General features: G+C 68.1%; 13 protein-coding genes and 1 riboswitch. Of the genes, 4 read left to right on the forward strand and 9 right to left on the reverse strand.

Annotation, left to right across the window (positions count from 1 at the left end):
• Nucleotides 1-271: 271 nt before the first annotated feature.
• Nucleotides 272-1,921, reverse strand: a complete 1,650-nt coding sequence (locus AC6A67_RS01080; RefSeq protein ID WP_498034672.1) for an acyl-CoA dehydrogenase family protein — start codon at nucleotides 1,919-1,921, stop codon at nucleotides 272-274.
• A gap of 133 nt (nucleotides 1,922-2,054) precedes the next feature.
• On the opposite strand from AC6A67_RS01080, the gene AC6A67_RS01085 reads away from it, so the two are divergent.
• Entirely contained in the window at nucleotides 2,055-2,861 is an 807-nt protein-coding gene (locus tag AC6A67_RS01085; RefSeq protein ID WP_498034673.1) for a hypothetical protein, read from the forward strand.
• A 125-nt stretch (nucleotides 2,862-2,986) separates the two neighbouring features.
• Here the strand turns inward: AC6A67_RS01085 and AC6A67_RS01090 are convergent, their stop codons facing one another.
• Nucleotides 2,987-3,838, reverse strand: coding sequence for a fumarylacetoacetate hydrolase family protein (locus AC6A67_RS01090; RefSeq protein WP_498034674.1), 852 nt, complete (start codon nucleotides 3,836-3,838; stop codon nucleotides 2,987-2,989).
• A 130-nt stretch (nucleotides 3,839-3,968) separates the two neighbouring features.
• A complete protein-coding gene (locus AC6A67_RS01095; RefSeq protein WP_498034675.1) occupies nucleotides 3,969-4,760 on the reverse strand; it encodes a TetR/AcrR family transcriptional regulator in 792 nt (263 codons plus the stop codon).
• Between the two features lie 161 nt (nucleotides 4,761-4,921).
• Between AC6A67_RS01095 and AC6A67_RS01100 the strand changes: the two genes are divergently transcribed.
• The gene (locus tag AC6A67_RS01100; protein WP_498034676.1) at nucleotides 4,922-6,172 is read left to right on the forward strand and encodes a multidrug effflux MFS transporter; all 1,251 of its coding nucleotides are present in this window, start codon (nucleotides 4,922-4,924) and stop codon (nucleotides 6,170-6,172) included.
• 59 nt (nucleotides 6,173-6,231) lie between these two features.
• Here AC6A67_RS01100 and AC6A67_RS01105 read toward each other — a convergent pair whose 3' ends face one another.
• From AC6A67_RS01105 to AC6A67_RS01120, 4 genes are all read right to left on the reverse strand, one after another.
• A complete protein-coding gene (locus tag AC6A67_RS01105; protein WP_498034677.1) occupies nucleotides 6,232-7,047 on the reverse strand; it encodes an ABC transporter ATP-binding protein in 816 nt (271 codons plus the stop codon).
• On the reverse strand, nucleotides 7,047-7,982 hold the full coding sequence (locus tag AC6A67_RS01110) for a FecCD family ABC transporter permease (RefSeq protein WP_498034832.1): 936 nt from the start codon (nucleotides 7,980-7,982) through the stop codon (nucleotides 7,047-7,049). The genes AC6A67_RS01105 and AC6A67_RS01110 overlap by 1 nt, the downstream gene beginning before the upstream one ends.
• Nucleotides 7,983-8,100: 118 nt before the next feature.
• Complete coding sequence (locus AC6A67_RS01115; protein WP_498034678.1) at nucleotides 8,101-9,039, reverse strand: ABC transporter substrate-binding protein; 939 nt, start codon at nucleotides 9,037-9,039, stop codon at nucleotides 8,101-8,103.
• A gap of 241 nt (nucleotides 9,040-9,280) precedes the next feature.
• On the reverse strand, nucleotides 9,281-11,266 hold the full coding sequence (locus AC6A67_RS01120) for a TonB-dependent receptor plug domain-containing protein (protein ID WP_498034679.1): 1,986 nt from the start codon (nucleotides 11,264-11,266) through the stop codon (nucleotides 9,281-9,283).
• Nucleotides 11,267-11,386: 120 nt separating this feature from the next.
• Nucleotides 11,387-11,586: riboswitch (cobalamin riboswitch) on the reverse strand.
• Between the two features lie 253 nt (nucleotides 11,587-11,839).
• Here AC6A67_RS01120 and AC6A67_RS01125 point away from each other — a divergent pair.
• Nucleotides 11,840-12,181: a hypothetical protein gene (locus tag AC6A67_RS01125; protein ID WP_498034680.1), complete on the forward strand. Its 342-nt coding sequence runs from the start codon at nucleotides 11,840-11,842 to the stop codon at nucleotides 12,179-12,181.
• Between the two features lie 64 nt (nucleotides 12,182-12,245).
• Here AC6A67_RS01125 and AC6A67_RS01130 read toward each other — a convergent pair whose 3' ends face one another.
• Nucleotides 12,246-13,172, reverse strand: coding sequence for a response regulator (locus tag AC6A67_RS01130; RefSeq protein ID WP_498034681.1), 927 nt, complete (start codon nucleotides 13,170-13,172; stop codon nucleotides 12,246-12,248).
• Nucleotides 13,135-16,830: an ATP-binding protein gene (locus AC6A67_RS01135; protein ID WP_498034682.1), complete on the reverse strand. Its 3,696-nt coding sequence runs from the start codon at nucleotides 16,828-16,830 to the stop codon at nucleotides 13,135-13,137. The genes AC6A67_RS01130 and AC6A67_RS01135 overlap by 38 nt, the downstream gene beginning before the upstream one ends.
• 452 nt (nucleotides 16,831-17,282) lie before the next feature.
• Here AC6A67_RS01135 and urtA point away from each other — a divergent pair, with 452 nt between their 5' ends.
• Complete coding sequence (gene urtA, locus AC6A67_RS01140; RefSeq protein ID WP_498034683.1) at nucleotides 17,283-18,548, forward strand: urea ABC transporter substrate-binding protein; 1,266 nt, start codon at nucleotides 17,283-17,285, stop codon at nucleotides 18,546-18,548.
• Nucleotides 18,549-18,723: the final 175 nt, after the last annotated feature.

An 18,723-nucleotide genomic window follows, 5' to 3' on the forward strand; every position in this document is an offset into this window, starting at 1 on the left:
ACTGAAGGGCTGGCGCGCCGGCCTTAGGGCGCCAGCCACCGGCCCGCGCCGACCATCCCCCTCCTACGCGCGTCATGCCCGTGCTCGTCACGGGCATCCACGTCTGGTTACAGCCTCAAGGCGTCCATCGCGCAGGCCTGTTGGCGTCGCGGCGCTTGCGGGGTCGGCATAGAGCGTGGATGCCCGTGACAAGCACGGGCATGACGGCTGGTGGGGTGTGGTGCGTCTCTTCCCCTGGCCGGCGCGGAGCGCGACTCTGGCCAGCTCCCGCTCACGCTGATGGATGACGGGCGAGGATGGCTGCGATGTCGACGCTGGCGGGCAGCGTGCCGAAGCTGCGGCCGCCTTCGTCCATGATGCGGGTGGCGACGAAGGCGTCGGCGACGGCGGCGGGCGCGCCGGTCAGCAGGATCGCCGCCTGCAGGGCGAGCGCCATGCGTTCGGCGGTGATGCGGGCGTCGCGCTCGGCGACCCCGGCGCGCAATTGCGTCAGCAGCCGCTCCGCCGCCGCGTCGAAGCCGGCGTGCAGGCCGCTGGCCCGCCCCAGCTCATGGGCGAAGGCGTCGAGCGCCGCCGGCTCGCGCGCCAGGGTGCGCATGATGTCGAGGGCGATGACATTGCCCGAGCCCTCCCAGATGGCGTTGAGCGGGGCCTCGCGGAACAATCGCGGCATGATGCTCTCTTCGACATAGCCCGCGCCGCCATGGCACTCCATGCACTCATAAACGAAATTGGAATGGCGCTTGGTCAGCCAGTATTTGGCCACCGCCACCGCCAGGCGGGCGAAGGCCTTTTCTTCCCCCTCCGTTGCGTCAAACGCCCGGGCCACGCGCATGGTCAGCGCCACCGCCGCCTCATATTCCAGCGCCAGATCGGCCAGCACCGCCTGCATCACCGGCTGGTCGGCCAGGGTTTTCTGGAAGGCGCGGCGGTTGCGGGTGTGGTGCAGCGCATGGGCCAGCGCCATATGCATCATGCCGGTTGTGCCGGAGATGGTGCCGAGGCGGGTGTGGTGCACCATGTCGATGATGACATTGACGCCGCGGCCCTCCTCGCCCAGCAGCCAGGCGAAGGCGTCGTGATATTCGATCTCGCTGGAGGCGTTAGCTTTGTTGCCGAGCTTGTCCTTGAGCCGCATCACATGAATGGCGTTGCGCTCGCCGTCCGGGGTGATGCGCGGCGCCAGGAAGCAGGACAGGCCGCGATCCGTATAGGCCAGCGTCAGGAAGCCGTCGCACATCGGCGCCGAGCAGAACCATTTGTGCCCCACCAGCCGGAAGGTGGCGCGGCTGTCATCGAGCGGATAGGCCCGGGTGGTATTGGCCCGCACATCGCTGCCGCCCTGCTTCTCGGTCATCGCCATGCCAAGGGTGACGCCGGCTTTGCCGGCGATCGGTCGCAGTTTGGCGTCGTAGCCGCCGCCGATCAGCCGGTCGAGCCATGGCTGCGTCACCTCCGGCGTGCTGCGCAGCGCCGGAACCACCGCATAGGTCATATTGATCGGGCACAGCACGCCGGCTTCGGCCTGGGTGAACACCGCCAGCATGGCGGCGTGCGCCACATGGCGGCCGCGCTCGTTTGTGCGCCACGCCAGATCATGCACGCCATGGCGCATGGCGAGGGCCATCAGCTCGTGATAGGCCGGATGAAACCGCGCCTCGTCGATGCGCCGGCCGAAGCGGTCGAATTGCACCAGCTCCGGCGGAAAGCGGTTGGCCTGGGCGCCCAGCTCCAGCACCCGCTCCGACCCCACATCTTCGCCCAGCCGCATCAGCGGTTCATCCAGCCACGCGCCGGCCTCACGGGCCACCGCCTCGCGCAGCGCCGTGTCGATGGCGTACAGATTAACGTCGGCGAACTCGCCCGACTGGTTGGTCACTTCATGGGTGGCCAATGCATTGCGGGGGGCATAAGCGGGCATGTATTCCTCCTGTCGCGGCGGTGCGCCCGCCATTGTGGCGTTGCGGGGCGGTCTGGCGCGGGCCAGCAGGATCTCGGCAGCTGGCCATCGCGCTCCGCGCCCGCATGATGATGACGATGGAAAGTTGCTAAAATTGACCGAAACTGTCAACAACAGTAACAACTCCGCCATCTCATCGCGCGTGTTGCTGCTCGACCTGTTCACCACGGGCGAGCACGAAACCCTGAGCGCGCAACAGATCATGGCCATTGGCGCGGCCTTCGGCATGAGCCGCGAGGCGCTGCGCACCGCCTTGACGCGCCTGCGCGCCGAAGGCCGGTTGCGCGCCGTATCGCGCGGCGTCTATGCGGCGGGCGCCAATGATGATCCGATCCGCGCCCGCGCTGCGGTGTGGCGCCGCCACACGGCGCGCCGCATCGCCTGGGACGGCGGCTGGATCGGCGCCGCCATCCGGCCAACCAGCGTCAGCCGGGCGCTGTGGCGACGCACGCAATGGGCGCTGGAGTTCTGCGGCTTCCGCCAGGATGAGACCGGCCTGTGGCTGCGGCCCGACAATCTCACCGGCGGCGCCACGCTGATGGCCGCCGACCTCGCCGGCTTCGGGGCGACGCCAAACATGCCGGTGTTCCGCATGGATCATGTCGCCGCAGCGCATGCGGCGCGTTTCGCCGGCCTGTGGGACGTGAGCCGCGCCGCCCAGGGCCACGCCGCCATGATCGCCACCTTGCAGGCCTCGGCTGACAGCCTTGGCGTCGGCGCCGCCGCCGCCGTCGAGACCTTGCTCACCGGCCGCCGCGCCATCCGTCGCATTCTGCGCGACCCGCTGCTGCCGCCCGAACTGGCGGGCCCGGCGACGCCAGACGCGCTGGTTGCGGCGATGATCGCCTATGACGACATCGGCCAGGCCGCATGGCGCACATTTCTCGATGAGCTTGGCTGAGGCGTTTCTGCGTCAGGCAGGCAGGCGCTGGGTTCGCGCCCCAAGCCAGCCGATGCTGCCTGAGGCGTCCTTCCGCGTCGCACATGCGCCACACCGCCTGCACCGCGGGCTGCCCCCTCCTGATGTCAGCTGGCGTTGCTGGCGCGCACCTTTTGGCGCTGCACGCCGAGGCCGGCGCCGCCCAGTTCGACCACATCGCCAGGCTTGAGGAAGCGCGGCGGCTTCTGGCCCATGCCGACGCCCGCCGGGGTGCCGGTGGTGATGACGTCGCCGGGCTCCAGGGCCATGAACTGCGACACATAAGCGACGATGAACGGCGCCTTGAAGATCATGTTGGCGGTCGTGCCGTCCTGCATGCGCTGGCCGTTGACGTCGAGCCACAGCGCCACATTGTCGGCGGCGCCGAGTTCGTCGCGGGTCACCAGCCATGGCCCCAGCGGCCCGAATGTCGGCGCGCTCTTGCCCTTCATCCAGTTGCCGCCCCGCTCCATCTGCCAGGCGCGCTCGGAGATGTCGTTGCACAGGCAAAAGCCTGCCACATGCTGCAGCGCCTGCGCCTCGCTCACCTGTGAGGCGTGGCGGCCGATGACGATGGCCAGCTCGACTTCCCAGTCGGTTTTGACGGAGCCAGGCGGGATCAGCGTGTCATCATTGGGGCCTACGATGCAGGACGGCGCCTTGTTGAACAGGATCGGCTCGGCTGGCGCCGCCATGCCGGTCTCGGCGGCGTGGTCAGTGTAGTTGAGCCCCACCGCCACCACATTGCGCGTGCCGCCGACGCAGGGGCCGAGCCGCACGCCCGCTGGCGCCGCCTGCAGGCTGGCGGGATCGAGCGCCCGCAGACGCGCCAGGTTTTCGTCAGACAGGGCCGCGCCTGCGATATCCGGCACATAAGCGGACAGGTCGCGGATGACGCCAGCCTCATCCAGCAGCCCGGGCCGTTCGGCGCCGACCGCTCCAAAGCGCAGCAGCTTCATGCATGTCTCCATCGCAGCGGCGCGCCTGCGGCGCCGGTCACCTCAGCCGCAGCGCGGCTGGCGCCGTGCATATGACGGCATCGCAGGAGCGCTCGCAAGATCGCTCGCAAGCCGCCATGGAGGCAGCGCGTCAGCCGCCCGCAGCCAGCCAGTGCAGCAGTTGGCCACGGGTAGCCCGTAACACCTCCTCGGAGGTCGGCGTCTCGCCAAACACCCGCGCCAGCATCAGGCCGCCGACCATGGCGCTCCAGATGAAGATGGCGTCGTCGCGGCTGGCGCCCTCGCCCAGCGCCGCCTGCAACCGCTGAAAGCCGCGTTCGGCCAGATCACGCACCGGCTGGCTGGCGTCGGCGTCGGCCAGCCGCGCCATGTCCGCCGCCAGCGCGGCGATGGCGCAGCCCGCCGCCAGATTGTCGCGATGGCTGCGGCTGAGATAGCGACTGACAGCCGCCGCCGCCTGCGATCGCCCGTTGCTGTGGCTGTCAACTGGCGTGGTTTGCGCTTGAGCCGCAGCCGCCGCGCTCCTTGCGGCGTCCGAGGCCGCGGCGCGGTTCGGCGTCATGCCGGCCGCTTGCACAGCCCCGTCTGATCCGCCTCGCCCCGGTCGCAGCGAAGCGTCTATCTCCCCCGTCTGGCTAACCGATTTGGCCATCGGCGCGTCGCTGCGCCCAGTCTCCGCATCCGCCATAAGTCCCGCGCCGAACAGGCTGCTGCTGGGGGCGGCGGCACGGCGGATCGCCGCCTGCAGCAACGCCTCGCGCGAGGCGAAATGCTTGTAGAAGCCGCCATGGGTCAGGCCAACCTGGCGCATCAGCGCATTGACGCTGACGCTGTCCGGTCCGCCAAGGCGCAACTGTTCCGCCGCCGCCGCGAGGATCAGCTCATGGCTATGCTGCTTGTCGGCCCGCGATCGTCTGGTCATGGCGGCCTCCGCATATCGGCGTTGACAATCTGGATGATGACTATAATCTGACATTTGGATTATAACAATCATCCAAATATCGTAAAATAGTTCAATAACATAAGAGCATCGCCCTGCGATGCGGCGCGCGCGCCCTGGCGTCGCGTCAGGAGGAGGCCAGCATGGCCAGCCCACATGCACCCACCACTGCGCCCACCAGGGCGCCCACCACGGGCGCTCACGCCGCCGCCGCGCCGCGCAAGCTGACGGCGGGCCTGATCGCTTTGCTCGCCGGGCTCGCCGCCGTCGGCGTTCTGTCCACCAACATCATGCTACCGGCCTTCCCGGCCATCGCCGCCAGCCTGCATGTCGAGCAGCAGGCGCTCGGCGTCACCCTGTCCAGCTTCTTCCTGGTGTTCGCCCTTGGCCAGCTGGTGGTCGGCCCGCTCGCCGACAGCTATGGCCGCCAGAAGGTGGTCGTCGTCGGCCTTGGCCTGTTCCTGATCGGCTCGGTGGTCTGCGGCTTCGCCCAATCGCTTGACACATTGGTGCTCGGCCGGGTGCTACAGGCCACCGGCGTCTGCGCCACCTCGGTGCTGGCCCGCGCCATAGCCCGCGACCTGTTTGACGGCGACATGCTGGCCAAAGCGCTGTCGATGATCATGGTCGCCATGGCGGCGGCGCCGGGGTTCTCGCCTCTGGTCGGCGGCTTGGTCGCGACCTATTTCGACTGGCGCATGGTGTTCGCCTTGGTCAGCCTCGCCGCCGTCGCGCTGCTGCTGTTCCACAGCGTCAATCTCGGCGAGACCCTGCCGAAACATTTGCGGGCGCCGCTGTCCTTCGCCGGCGTAATGCGGACCTATGGCGGCCTCTCGCGCGATGTCCGCTTCCTCGGCCCGGCGCTTGCGGTGTCGCTGATCATCGGCGGGCTCTACGCCAGCTTTGCCGCCGCGCCGATCATCCTGATGCGCGATATCGGCCTGACGCCGATCCAATATGGCCTGTTCAACGCCGCCTCGGTGTTCGTGGTGTTCGGCGCCGGCATCGCCGCGCCACGCCTCGCCCAGCGTTTCGGCGCGCTGAAAACCGCCATCGGCGGCGCCATCCTGTCGGCCATCGGCGGCGTGCTGATGCTGCTGATCTACCGTCAGGGCGACATCATCTCTTACGTGGTCGCCATGGTGGTGTTTCTGATGGGCATGGGCATGGCCAATCCGCTGGGAACGGCGGTGGCGCTGCGCCCGTTCGGCGATCGCGCCGGCGCGGCCTCGGCCCTGCTTGGTTTCCTGCAAATGGCCTTCGCCGCCATCACCACCGGCATCGCCGCCGCCGTGGCCATCCCGCCAGCCATTCTGCTCGGCCTGTTACAGGGCTTTGGCGGCGCGCTGGCCTTCGCGCTGTTCATCTGGCTGTACCGCACAGGCGCGCGCTGATAGCGCATTATTTCAGCGCGTTGCGCCTATTTGTTCGTGCGCCGCCTGAGCCATGGCTGTCATGACTCAACTTGATCTAACGGCGCGCTCACCGGCCGCCATGGGGCGACGAAGGCTTCGCCCTGCCAGGCGCCATGGGCCAGCGTCACCCCGAAGGCCGACGCCATATGGGCGTCGGTCAGCACGGCGGCGGGCGGACCCTCCGCCTGCAGGCGACCACCAGCCAACAGCGCCAGACGGTCGCAGAAGCGCGACGCCAGGGTCAGATCGTGCAGCGTCACCAGCACGCCGACGCCCTGCGCCGCCCGCGCCCGCAACAGCGCCATCACCTGCAACTGATGCAGCGGATCGAGCGCCGCCACCGGCTCGTCAGCCAGCAGAAACGGCGCCTCCACCGCCAGCGCCCGCGCCAGCAACACCCGCATCCGCTCACCGCCCGACAACGTCCCCAGCGCCCGACCGGCCAATTCAACGCAGCCGGCGTCGGCCAGCGCCTGGGCGATGGCCCTGCGGTCGGCGTCGCTCTCGCCGCTGAACAGCCGCCGGTGCGGCAACCGGCCGAGCGCCACGACGTCGGCGACGCGCATCGGCGCGCTAAACTCCGGCGTCTGGGCGAGAAACGACACGGTGCGCGCCCGCTCCTCAGGCGGCAGCGCCGTCTGGTCCTGCGCGCCATACAGCGCCTGGCCGCCTGCTGGCTGCAGCACGCCGGCCAGCGCCCGCAGCAGCGTCGACTTTCCGGCGCCGTTAGGGCCGATGAGGCCAACCACCTCGCCACGCATCAGCGACAGGCTGAGCTGGTCAAGCACCAGCCGGCCGTCGAGCCGGCAACTGAGGGCGCGGGCATGAAGCGCGTCTGCGTCCGCCGCCTGCATCACAGCCTCCGCATCCGCAGGATCATTGAAATCAGGAAGGGCGCGCCGATCAACGCCGTCATCACCCCCAGTTTCAGCTCCTGCTGGGTCGGGATCAGCCGCACGACGATGTCAGCGGCCAGCACCATAATGGCGCCGGCGAAGCCGCTGGCCAGCAACAGCCGCCCCGGTCGATGCGCCACCCACGGCCGCATCAGATGCGGCGCCACGAGGCCAACGAAGCCGATCGCGCCGCTCACCGAGACCGCGGCGCCCACCGCCAGCGCCGCGCCCAGCACCATCTGCAAGCGCAGCCGTCGCAGGCTGACGCCGAGGCTGGCGGCGGTGTCCTCGCCGAGCGCCAGCGCGTCGAGCCTCCAGCCGCCGGTGAGCAACAGCGCCCAGCCCGCGACCATGAACGGCGTCGCCAGCGCCACCTGGGCGAGGCTGCGATCGGCCAGCGAGCCCATCAGCCAATAGACGATTTCGATCGCCGCATAGGGATTTGGCGCCAGATTGAGCGCCAGCGCCGTCAGCGCTCCGGCCAGAGCGTTGATGGCGACGCCCGCAAGGATCAAAGCGGTGGCGCTCTGCGCCCGGTGCGCCAGCTGCAGCAGCAGCGCCGTGGCGACAAAGGCGCCTGCCATGCCGCCAAGCGGCAGCGCGAGGGCGAAGGCGCCGGCGACGCCGAAATAGAACATGCACACTGCGCCCAGCGCCGCCGCGCCGGAGACGCCGATGACGCCAGGCTCGGCCAGCGGGTTCTGCAACAGCCCCTGCATGGCCGCGCCTGACACGCCGAGGCTGAAACCGATAAACACCCCCAGCAAGGCGCGCGGCAGGCGCAATTCCGTCAGCACCAGCGCCGCCACGCTGTCCTCTCCCGCCAGCGCCTGACGCAACGCCTCGCCGAGATTGAGCGGCGCATAGCCGATGGCCAGCGAGGCCAGGGTCATGGCCAGCGCCGCCAGCGCCAGCAGGACGATCAGCCCACGCCACGCGCGCAGGTCGGCGCGATGCCTCTGCTCAACCAGGTCGACGCCGCTCTGATGTAAGGCGCGGTGGCTCACGGCGTCATCTCCCGGCCCGCGCCCCAGCAGGCGCTGGCGCGGCGAGGACGACTGGCGCGGCAAGCTTGACTGGCGCGACAGAACCAGCTGCTTCGAGCGCCGCGCGCTTCTCCTGTGCGGGCTGAGACGGCGTCACGTCACCCAACGTCTGGCTGGCCCGCCAGTCGGCGACAGCGTCGTGTAGAATGGTCATGGCGTCGAGCACGCCAGGGCCGGGGCAGGTCCACAGCCGCGACGGCAGCACGACGATGCGGGTGTGGCCCTTGAGGCTGCGCAGCGCCGGATGGTTGAGGAATTCGCTGGCCAACGCCGGCGGTGAATCCGGATCGCCAGCGATGATCAGCAGCTCGGGCGCCGCCGCCAGCACGAACTCCAGCGGTAATTGCTCATAGCCGGCCAGCGGCCCGCCAGCGAGATTGCGCATGCCGGCGCGGGTCAGCATGTCGTCGAGCAGCGAGCCCTCGCTGGAGGTGAAACCCGCCGGCCGCAGCACCACGGCGGTGGGCCGGCGGCCCTCGGGCAGCGGCGCCGCCAGCAGCGCATCGAAGCGCGCCGTCAGCGCTTTGGCGGCCGCTTCATTGTGGAACAGCACGCCAGCCTCACGGATCTGGTCGCGCACGCCGGCAAGCGAATTGGGCACGTCGAGATCAGCCACCGGCACGCCGAGCCGCCGCAGCAGCGCCACGGTTGCGCGGGTGGTGTAGCGGCCAGCCACCACCAGATCAGGCTTGAGGCCGGCGATCTCTTCGGTGGCGCCGCGATTGACCGGCACGCCACGCGCCAGCGCAGCGACATTGGAGCCGATATTCTCCAGCGCCAGCGGCGATATGGAGATCAGCGTCCCAGGCCGCGCCAGCCGCAGCGCCAGCTCGTCGGCGCACATGTTGATGGAGACGATGCGACGCGGCGGAGCGCGGAATGCCGCGCGGTCCGCTTCCCCCATATGGATCTGGCTGAAGCCCGCTGCCGCGTCCTTCTGCCCGGCCGATGCCGGCGCGTAGCTTAGAAGCAGGCAAGCGACAATACCTGCGGCCAGGCAGGTAGCGGGTTTGAACGTCGCGGCTTTGCAAGTCGGGGGCATAAATGGCGCAAGCAGGCGCCCAGCCGCTACCTTGAGCGCGTAGCGCCCCTGTCGCGGCCTGCCCATGCTGCTGGCGCTCATGCTCATCGCCCTACCGCCGGCTTCAGAAGGTGATCCGCGCGCCGACCGTGGCCGTGCGACCGGCGACGCCGTAGCTGTAGACTTCCTGATAGCGCCTGTCGAACAGGTTATCGACCTTGGCGTAGAACTCGGCGTTGTCATTGAGGCGATAGGAGGCGCCGACATTGACCACCGTATAGGCGCGCAAGGTCACGAGGCTCTGGTTATAGAAGGCGTCGTAAGCGAAGTCCTTCTGCGGCCCATTATAGACCACGCCGACATTGACGTTGGCCTTGTTGTCGAGGAAGGCATAATTGACGTTGAAGCTGGCCATATTGCGCGGCCGGCGCGGCAGCGGCTTGCCCTCAGAGTCTTCGCCATCGGTATAGGTATAGGAGCCGACCATGGTCAGGCCGGTCAGTGGTTTGACGGTGAGGCCGATCTCCGCGCCCTGGATCGCCGAGGTCCCCGGCAGATTGACCGAGGTGTAGCCGGCGCCCGTGATCAGATCGCTGATGCGCTGGTTGAAATAGGTGGCGTTGAGCACCACCCTGTCGCCCCAGATCTCCTGATCGACGCCAAGATCCCAGCCGCGCGCCGTTTCCGGCTTCAGATTGGGATTGCCGCGATAGGTCGAGGAATAGCCGAACAGCTCGGCCATGGTCGGGTTCTTGACGCCCGTGCCATACGACCCACGCAATTTGGTTCCGGTCTCGTCGATGCGATAGGCGCCCGTGACGCGCCAGGTGGTGCTGTCGCTGAAGCGGTCGTTGAGATCGCGGCGCAGGCTGGTGGTGACAGTGAGATTGCGGAACGTGCCCTGATATTCGCCGATCAGTGCGTTGGAATTCATGCGGTTGTCGACATTGGACCAGGCGTTATCGGCGCGGTAGCGCTCTTCCTTGCGCTGGGCGGCGAAGGTGACGATGTGGCTGGCGTCGACGAAGGCCGGCGTGTCGAAGCGCAGGCTGGTCTTGTACTCATAGCCATTGACCACGCCGCGCGTCTCGCCATTCGGCAGCCGGTCCCAGCGGTAGCGCGAGGCCTGGTCGTTGTAGGTGGTGGCGACCGCCTGGGTCCAGCGACCGTCGAACAGCTTCAGCTTCGCCTCAGCCCGGCCGAACAGCTGCGTGCCGCGGCCATCCTCATCCGTGTCATAGGCGCCCATGCCGCCGGTGTAGCCGTCGAGCTTGTTGAAGAACCGCGTGTAGCGGCCCATCAGGTTGAATTCGAGATATTCATTGGGGCTGAAGCCCAGCTTGGCGTTGCCGGTGGCGTTGCGATAGCCGTCGGGCTCGTAATTGCCATTGCGGCGGTCGGCCACCGAGAAGCCATTGGTGCTGAAGCCGCTGGCGCCGAAGGCGTAATTGAAGCGCTCGTCGCCGCCGCTCAGGCTGGCGCCGCCGTTCAGGGTCTGGCGTGAGCCGCCGTCGAGGCGCACGGAGAGCTTCGGCTTGCCCGCGCCCTTTTTGGTGACGACATTGATGACGCCGCCGACGGCGTCCGAGCCATAAAGCGCGCTTTGCGGGCCACGCAGCACCTCAATGCGCTCGATATCCTCGGTGAGCAGATTGGCGATATCATATTCCGAGCCGGCCGCCGGATCATTGGCGACCACGCCGTCGATGATCACCAGCGTCTGGTTGGCCTCGGAATTGCGCAGCCGCACCTGGGTCTGCTTGCCGACCGGGCCGCTGCGGTTGACGGCGACGCCGGGAACCTGACGCAGCGCGTCGGCGACGAAGCGTATCTGCTGCTGTTCCAGCTGCTGCGCGGTGATGACGGTGACGGCGCTGCCGACCTTCGACATCTCGGTGGGGGTGAGATTGGCCGATACCGAAATGGTGTCGAGCTGCACCTCAGCCGGCGCTGCGGCGACGCTGGCCCCCGTTTGCTGGACTGATTGCCGGGCTGACTGCTGACCTTGGGCCACGGCGGTGGACAGCGCCAGGATCGAGCAGCCTGCGATCAGACTGGCGACCATCTGGGAAGAGCGCGCGCGCTGGATGGAGGAGCGTTGGAACGACATAAACAAAAACCCCGGCGGGACGCCTCGTGACACGTCACCGCGAGCAAGGTTTCTGCTGACGTCGCCACCACGCATGCGTCAGCCGTCCCCTTCCGGAAAGCCCCCGCTCCCTGGGTTCGCGTGTGACCACGACAGACGGCAGGTCTCCTGGCTCGCGGGTCGTGGTTCAGCGCCGCCTTCCCGGACCCGGTCGTCCAGTGGCTTGTTGACGCAAACTCGCCGCTCACAGTTGCGGGGGCAGCTGCAGATCCAGATGGCGGGCCATCCGTACTGCATTCCCTTTTGATCCTTTACAAGGAACCGTCCCTGCCCGCTTAGGCCCGCGCCATGGGCCTTGTCAATGCGGGCAAGGCGGCACGGGCGCTGGCGGCGCCCCTTAGGCCGTGGCGGATGACGTCGCCAGTGGGCGTCGGCAAGAAGGCGGCAGGAGGCGGCGGCGGCAGGCTTTTGTGCGGGGGCAGTTGCATATTTGTGTCGGTTCGGCGCGCGTTGGCGGCGTCTGTTGCGCTAGCGGGTGGCGGCCGCACCGGGACGTGCGCCGCAAAGACGTGGATGCCCGTGACGAGCACGGGCATGACGGCGTGGGGTGGTTTTGGGGTGGTGGTTTTTGACGAACCGGCGATGCGCTGGCGCTCGCGCCATCACTTCGCGCGCCAAGGTCGCGGCGACGCCACCAGCACGGCCGACGTAACCAGCACGTGCAACACACCCACCACAACCAGGTCACCCAGCACAGCCGGCACAGCCGGCACAGCCAACCCGACCACGGCCAATCTTACCACACCCAGCCTGACTACACCCAACCTGTCCACGGCCAACCTGACCACACCCACCGCCGTCATGCCCGTGCTCGTCACGGGCATCCACGTCTTCTGCGCCTCACAAGAAAAGTCAGCAGGCCAGCCTGCGCCGTAGCTGGGGCCCGCCGCCATGGCGACACAGCGCAAGGCCATGCCGCCAAGGGTCACGCCGCCAAGGGTCACGCCGCATGGCGGGCGTGGTCGAGGAAGCGGTCGGCGACGAGGGCGGCGGCGGTGCGGTTGTCGACGCCGAGCTTGCCCAGCACCTGCTCCAGATGCTTGTCCACCGTGCGCCTCGCCATGCCCAGGATGTCGGCGATCTCCTGATTGGTCTTGCCGAAGGTCAACCACAGCAGCGATTCGGCTTCGCGCGTCGTCAGGCCGAAACGCGCCTGCAGCCGCGCCACGTCATCGCCCTCATGATCGACCACAGCCTGAATGATAATCTCGCCGCGTCCGCCACGACCCAGGCAACTGAAACGCCGGTCGCGGTAGCGCAGCGTCGGCGCCTCCGAGACTGGCCGTCCGGCGACGGCCGCCAGCCAGGCCAGCGCCGGGCCAGGCAGGGTCAAAGTCACCGCAGCGCCTGGGGGGGCGTCATCCGGTTTGTCCCCGCCGAGCAATTGCGCCGCGCCATGGCTGGCCCACACCACCTGGCCGTCGGCGCGGGCGGCGAACACCGAGCGCCCGGACTGGTCGAGCGCCCCCGAGGCCAGCCGCATGCGGCGGGCGTTGAGGGCATGGATGGTGATGCGGGCCAGCAGCACCTCGTGATTGACCGGCTTGACCACATAATCGACGCCGCCAGCCTCAAGGCCGCGCACGATGTCCGCCGGCTCGCTGAGCCCGGTCATGAAGATCACCGGCGCATCCACCGCATGGGCGCCCTGGCGAAATTGCCGACAGGTCTCAAAGCCATCCAGCCCAGGCATCACCGCATCAAGCAGGATCAGGTCCGGCGTCACCCGCGCCGCGACATCGAGCGCGCTGGCGCCGTCGCGGGCGACGATGGTCGAGCAGCCAGCCTGCTCCAGCGTCATGCAAATGGCGCTGAGCGCGGCGGGGTCATCATCGACGACCAATACGATCAGGTCCTGCTGGTTCATGGCGTCGTTCCCTGAGAAGGCGGGCGATGGCGGGCAGGTCGAAGACGTCGAGCGCCGCACGGATACGGTCGAGCGCGGCGCGTTCAAGCCACGGCGGCGGATTCGCCAGCGCCTTGCGCAAGGCGGTGGCGCGCCCCTCTTCGGCGAGGCGCAACAGTTCAGCGGCGGATGGCGGTCGCCGCACAGTGACGACGGGCGCGGCCGCGTCAGCGCCGTCGGCGTCAGCACCGACGGAGCCAGCCCCGGCAGCTGCGCCGCCCGCGGCGTTGGGCCGTGGCGCGCCAGCCGGTCGCCCAGCCGCGTTCGCCTCATTGCGTCGCGCCAATGCGTCCGGGGCCAGCAAGCGGCTAATGCGCGCCGACAAATCGTCGAGCCGGAACGGCTTGACCAGCACGCCGTCGGGCGCCTGATCATCGTCTTCGCCCTGCACATCGGCCTCGCGGGCATGGCCGGTGATAAACAGCACCGGCGTCGCTACATGGCCGAGTTGGCGCAGCCGCCGCGCCATCACCGTTCCGTCCATGCCTGGCAGATCGATGTCGAGCAGGAACAGCTGCGGCTGCACCTCGTCGAGCAGCGCAAGGCCCGCCTCGGCGCTGGCGGCGGCATGCACGACGAAGCCGAGCGGCTCCAGATGGGCGCGCATCAGCCGGATCTGCGCCGGATCATCATCCACCGCCAACACCTCAACCGGTCCACCCGCGCCTGCCAGAGCCAGGTCTGGCGCCGCCAGCACGGCGGCAAGCGTCTCGCCCTCGCCCGCCGCCGCTGGCGTCTCGGCGGGCAGCATCAGGCGGACGGTGAAGCGCGCGCCCTGGCCGGGGGCGCTGTCGAGGGTGATCTCGCCACCCATCACGTCGATGAGCAGACGGGTGATGGTCAGGCCAAGACCCGAACCGGGGTGGCCGGCCCGGGCGGCGGCGCCGCGCTGGAACGGGTTCCAGATGCTGGCCTGTTCGTCGGGCGGAATCCCTGGGCCGGTGTCGGCCACCTCGAAGCGCGCCACCTCATTGCGATAGCGCACGCTCAGCGTCACCGCCCCCTGCTCCGTATAGGCGACCGCGTTGGAGCACAGATTGATCAGGATCTGCCGTAGCCGCTTTTCGTCGATGCGCACCAGAGGCGGCAGCGGCGTCTCAATCCTGAGCAGGAAGGAGACGCCCTTCTCCGCCGCGCTGGCGGTGAAGATGCGCTGGATCTGGTCGAGGAAGCCATGGATGTCGACCAGATCGACATTGAGGGCCAGCCGGCCTGCCTCGACCTTCGAGATGTCGAGCAGGCCTTCGATCAGCCCGGCCAGATGCTCGGACGAGCTGCGGATGGTGCGCACCGCCGCCTGGCTCTCATCGGGCAGGCCGCCGCTGCGCTCCAGCACCTGGGCGAAGCCATAGATGGCGTTGAGCGGCGTGCGCAATTCATGCGACATGCCGGCCATGTAGCGCGACTTGGCGCTGTTGGCCGCCTCGGCTCTCTCGGTTGCTTCGCGCAAAGCGGCGTCGGTGCGGCGGTGGGCGCGAATCTCACGCATCAGCCGGGCGCTCTGGCCGCGTACTTCGGTGAAGGCCTTGAGGTGATTGTCGTTGGTCAGCAGCAATAGCCAGATGCCGACGCCGGAGCAGATCAGCGCGAGGCAATAGACCATCACCGCCACGCGGTTGAAATCAGCCGAACCGCCAGCAGGCGCAAGCAGGGCCAGCATCGCCGCCATCGAACCGGCGGCCAGGGTCGTGAAGATCAGGAAGCGCCCGACCAGCGAGCGCACCACCTGCAGCGCCTTGCCCGGCAGGATCTGGCGCAGCAGCCGGTAGGTCTGGGCCCCGACCCGGGCGCTCCTGCGGCAATTGTCGTGGCAGGCCGCCTCGAGCGAGCAGCACAGGCTGCACACCGGCCCGCGATAAAACGGGCAGTGCAGCAGGTCCTCGCGGTCGAAGCTGTAGTCGCAGATGAAGCATTCGGCCTCGCCGGCGCTGGCGGCGTCTGGCTGTCGCGCCAGATAGAAGCGACCACGCGTCGCCCAGGCGATGGCTGGAGCCGCCGCGATCGCCGCGCCCAGGGTGATGAAGGACGAAAACGCCTGGGCCAGCTCGCCGCCGAGGCCGCTGGCGGCGAGCAGCGCCGCGACGCCCGCCACCGCCATGGCCCCGACGCCCACCGGATTGATGTCGTAAAGGTAGCCGCGCCGGAACTCGATATCTTGCGGCGCAAGATTCAGCGGGCGGTTGATGGCGAGATCGGCAAACACGGCGCCGACCCAGGCAAGGGCGAAATGGGCGTAAACCAGCAGCGCCCGCTCCAGCGTCTCCAGCACCCCGGCCCACATCAGGATGAAGGCGATGGCCACGTTGAACACCAGCCACACCACCCGCCCAGGATGACTGCGGGTCAGGCGGGCGAAGAAGTTCGACCAGGTGATCGAGCCAGCGTAAGCATTGGTCACATTGATCTTGATCTGCGACAGCACGACAAACGCCACGGTGAGCAGCACCGCCACGCCCGCAGGCGCCGGCAAAGTGGCGAAGGCGGCGTGATACAACGCCGACGGATCAGAGCTGGCCACGCCGGTCAGATGCACGCCGAGCACGGCGAGAAATGAGCCGAGCAACAGCTTGACCGCGCCGGGGATGATCCAGCCAGGCCCCGCGGCCAGCAGCGCCGCCCACCAGCGCCGCCGCCCGCGCGCGTCGACAGGTTCTGGCAGAAACCGCAAATAATCGACCTGCTCGCCGATCTGGCCGACCAGAGCAAACAGCACGCCGCAGGCGGCGCCGAACATCGCCCAGCTGGAAGCGGTGACGTCACGGGCTGGCCACGCCAGCCATTCCGCCGCGCCTGGCGCGCGCCCGAGCCAGAACACGGCGACGAACGGGATCAGATGCAGCAGCAGCCACGGCCAGGCGGTGAAGGCCTGGAAGGTGGAAATGCGTCTCACCCCGCCGGCCACGATAGGAAACACCACCAGAGATCCGGCCAGAAATCCGGCCCACACCGGAATGCCGAAGAACAGCCGCAAGGCTTCCGCCAGAATGGCCGATTCCAGCATGAAAAACATGAAGGTGAAGCCGGCGTAGACCAGGGAGGTCATTGTCGAGCCGAGATAGCCAAAGCCTGCGCCGCGGGTCAGCAGGTCAACGTCGACGCCGGAGCGGGCGGCGGCGCGGCAGATCGGCAGGCCGAGCACGAACAGGATCAGGCTGACGGTGAGGATGGCGGCGACGGCCACCATGGCGCCATAGGCCAAAGTCAACGCCGCGCCAATGGCTTCCAGCGCCAGAAAACTCACCGAGCCCAGCGCCGTCGAGGCGACGCGGCCGGCGCCCCAGCGCCGCGCCCGCCGCGCCGTGAAGCGCAAGGCGAAATCTTCCATGGTTTCGTCGGCGACCCAACGATTGTAGCGGCGGCGCTCGCGCGTGGCTGCGGCATGACGCAGTTCTGGTCGCTGCGGCCTCAGGCCTGCCGGAGGCGCCGTCTCACCGGCGCCCAGTGGCTCGATCTGTTCGCGTCGGGCGGCGTCACGGCGCAGCGCCTCCTGCTGACGCGCGGAAGGACGCTGCGCGGCGGTCAGACGCGCCGAAACGCCAATGGCGTATCGACCGGGCTGCGCGCCGCCTGCATCAGCAGCGGCGCCCGCTCCGGCCGCCTGGCCTGCCATGTCTCCCATCCGCGTCCCCCAGGCGGTCGCCGCGCCAGCGGTCGCTCGCCCAATTCCGCCTTGCTGCTGGCCCTCGCCATGTTGTTTGCGGAAAACGACGGCCACAGCTTCGGGCGACGACGATTCCGCCCGTAACGGTAGCCAGCAGACCTTGGGGACGCCCGCCGAACATTTGCGCAGGGCGCCAATAATGCGGCGCCTTACGCGCGTAATCCCGGCGCCTGACCCGCGCCAGCGATCAGATCTTACCTGGATTGGCGCCCATTATTCAGGCGCCTGCGCCGCAACATCAGCGCCAGCGCCCGGCGACTACGCAATTTCACGTATGCCGCCCTGCCCCGGACTTCTGCAGCATGAGCTCATTCCAGCCCACAGCCTTTTGGCGCCGGGCGGATCAGCCTCTTCCCTGGAGCGCGGCGGCGTTTGACCGCGCGTTTCCTGACCAGCGAGCAGGAGCCATCATGTCTGACGAAACCCGGTCCAGCAGCTTCAGCCCCTCGCGACGGGCGCTCATGCTCGGCGGCGCCGCGCTTGGCGCATCCCTGTTCATGCCGAAGAACCTCAGGGCGCAGGATTATCCCACCGCCAAGGTCAACACCACCGGCCTCAACGTCACCGACAAGGACGTCACCGTCGGCATCCTGCACTCGGTCACCGGCACCATGGCGATTTCGGAAATCGGCTCGGTGCAGGCAGAAAAGCTGGCGATCGAGCAGATCAACGCCCAGGGCGGCGTGCTCGGCCGCCAGATCAAGTTCATCCAGGAGGACGGCGCCTCCGACTGGCCGACCTTCGCCGAGAAGGCGCGCAAGCTTTTGGTCAATGACAAGGTGCCGGCGGTGATGGGCTGCTGGACCTCGGCCTCGCGCAAGGCGGTGCTGCCGGTGTTCGAGCAGAACAACGGCATGCTGTATTATCCGACCTTCTACGAAGGCCTCGAGCAGTCGCCCAACGTCATCTACACCGGCCAGGAAGCGACGCAGCAGATCATCGCCGGCATCGACTGGGTCACCAAGACCAAGGGCGCCAAGACCTTCTATCTGCTTGGCTCGGATTACATCTGGCCGCGCACCTCGAACAAGATCGCCCGCAAGCATATCGAGGACAAGCTCGGCCTCAAGGTGGTCGGCGAGGAGTATTATCCGCTCGGCCACACCCAGTTCAATTCGGTGATCAACAAGATCAAGCTGCGCAAGCCGGACGTGATCTACGCGGTGGTCGTCGGCGGCTCCAATGTGTCGTTCTACAAGCAGCTGATCGCCGCCGGCATCGATCCGGCCAAGGAAAAGCCGATCATCCTGACCATTTCGGTGACCGAAGACGAAATCCGCGGCATCGGCGGCGAGAACATCAAGGGCTCCTATGCCTGCATGAAGTACTTCCAGAGCCTCGACAATCCGGCCAACAAGGACTTCGTCGCCGCCTTCAAGAAGATGTGGGGCCAGGACATGGTGATCGGCGACGTCACCCAGGCCGCCTATCTCGGGCCGTGGCTGTGGAAGATGGCGGTTGAGAAGGCCGGCTCCTTCGATGTTGACAAGGTGCGCGCCGCCTCGCCAGGCCTCGAGATGACCAATGCGCCGGAAGGCGTGATCAAGGTCCACCCCAACCACCACCTCTGGTCCAAGACCCGCGTCGGCAAGGCGCTGGAGAACGGCCAGTACGAAGTGGTGTTTGAGACCAAGGACCTCGTCGAGCCCGATCCGTTCCCGAAGGGTTACCAGTAAGCCCGTGCGGCGACTGAGCAGGTCAGGTCGCGGATGCGTCAGCATCTTCACGGCCTGACATTAGGCTCCACACCGCCGGCGCCGCAGCCATCGCTCGATAGGCGGCGCCGGCCTCCTCCCTCATGCCAGCCAGGCCGGACGCATCGCCCGGCCCGCCGCCAGTGGCCTTTGCGCC

The sequence above is a fragment of the Camelimonas sp. FR25 genome (assembly GCF_059740505.1).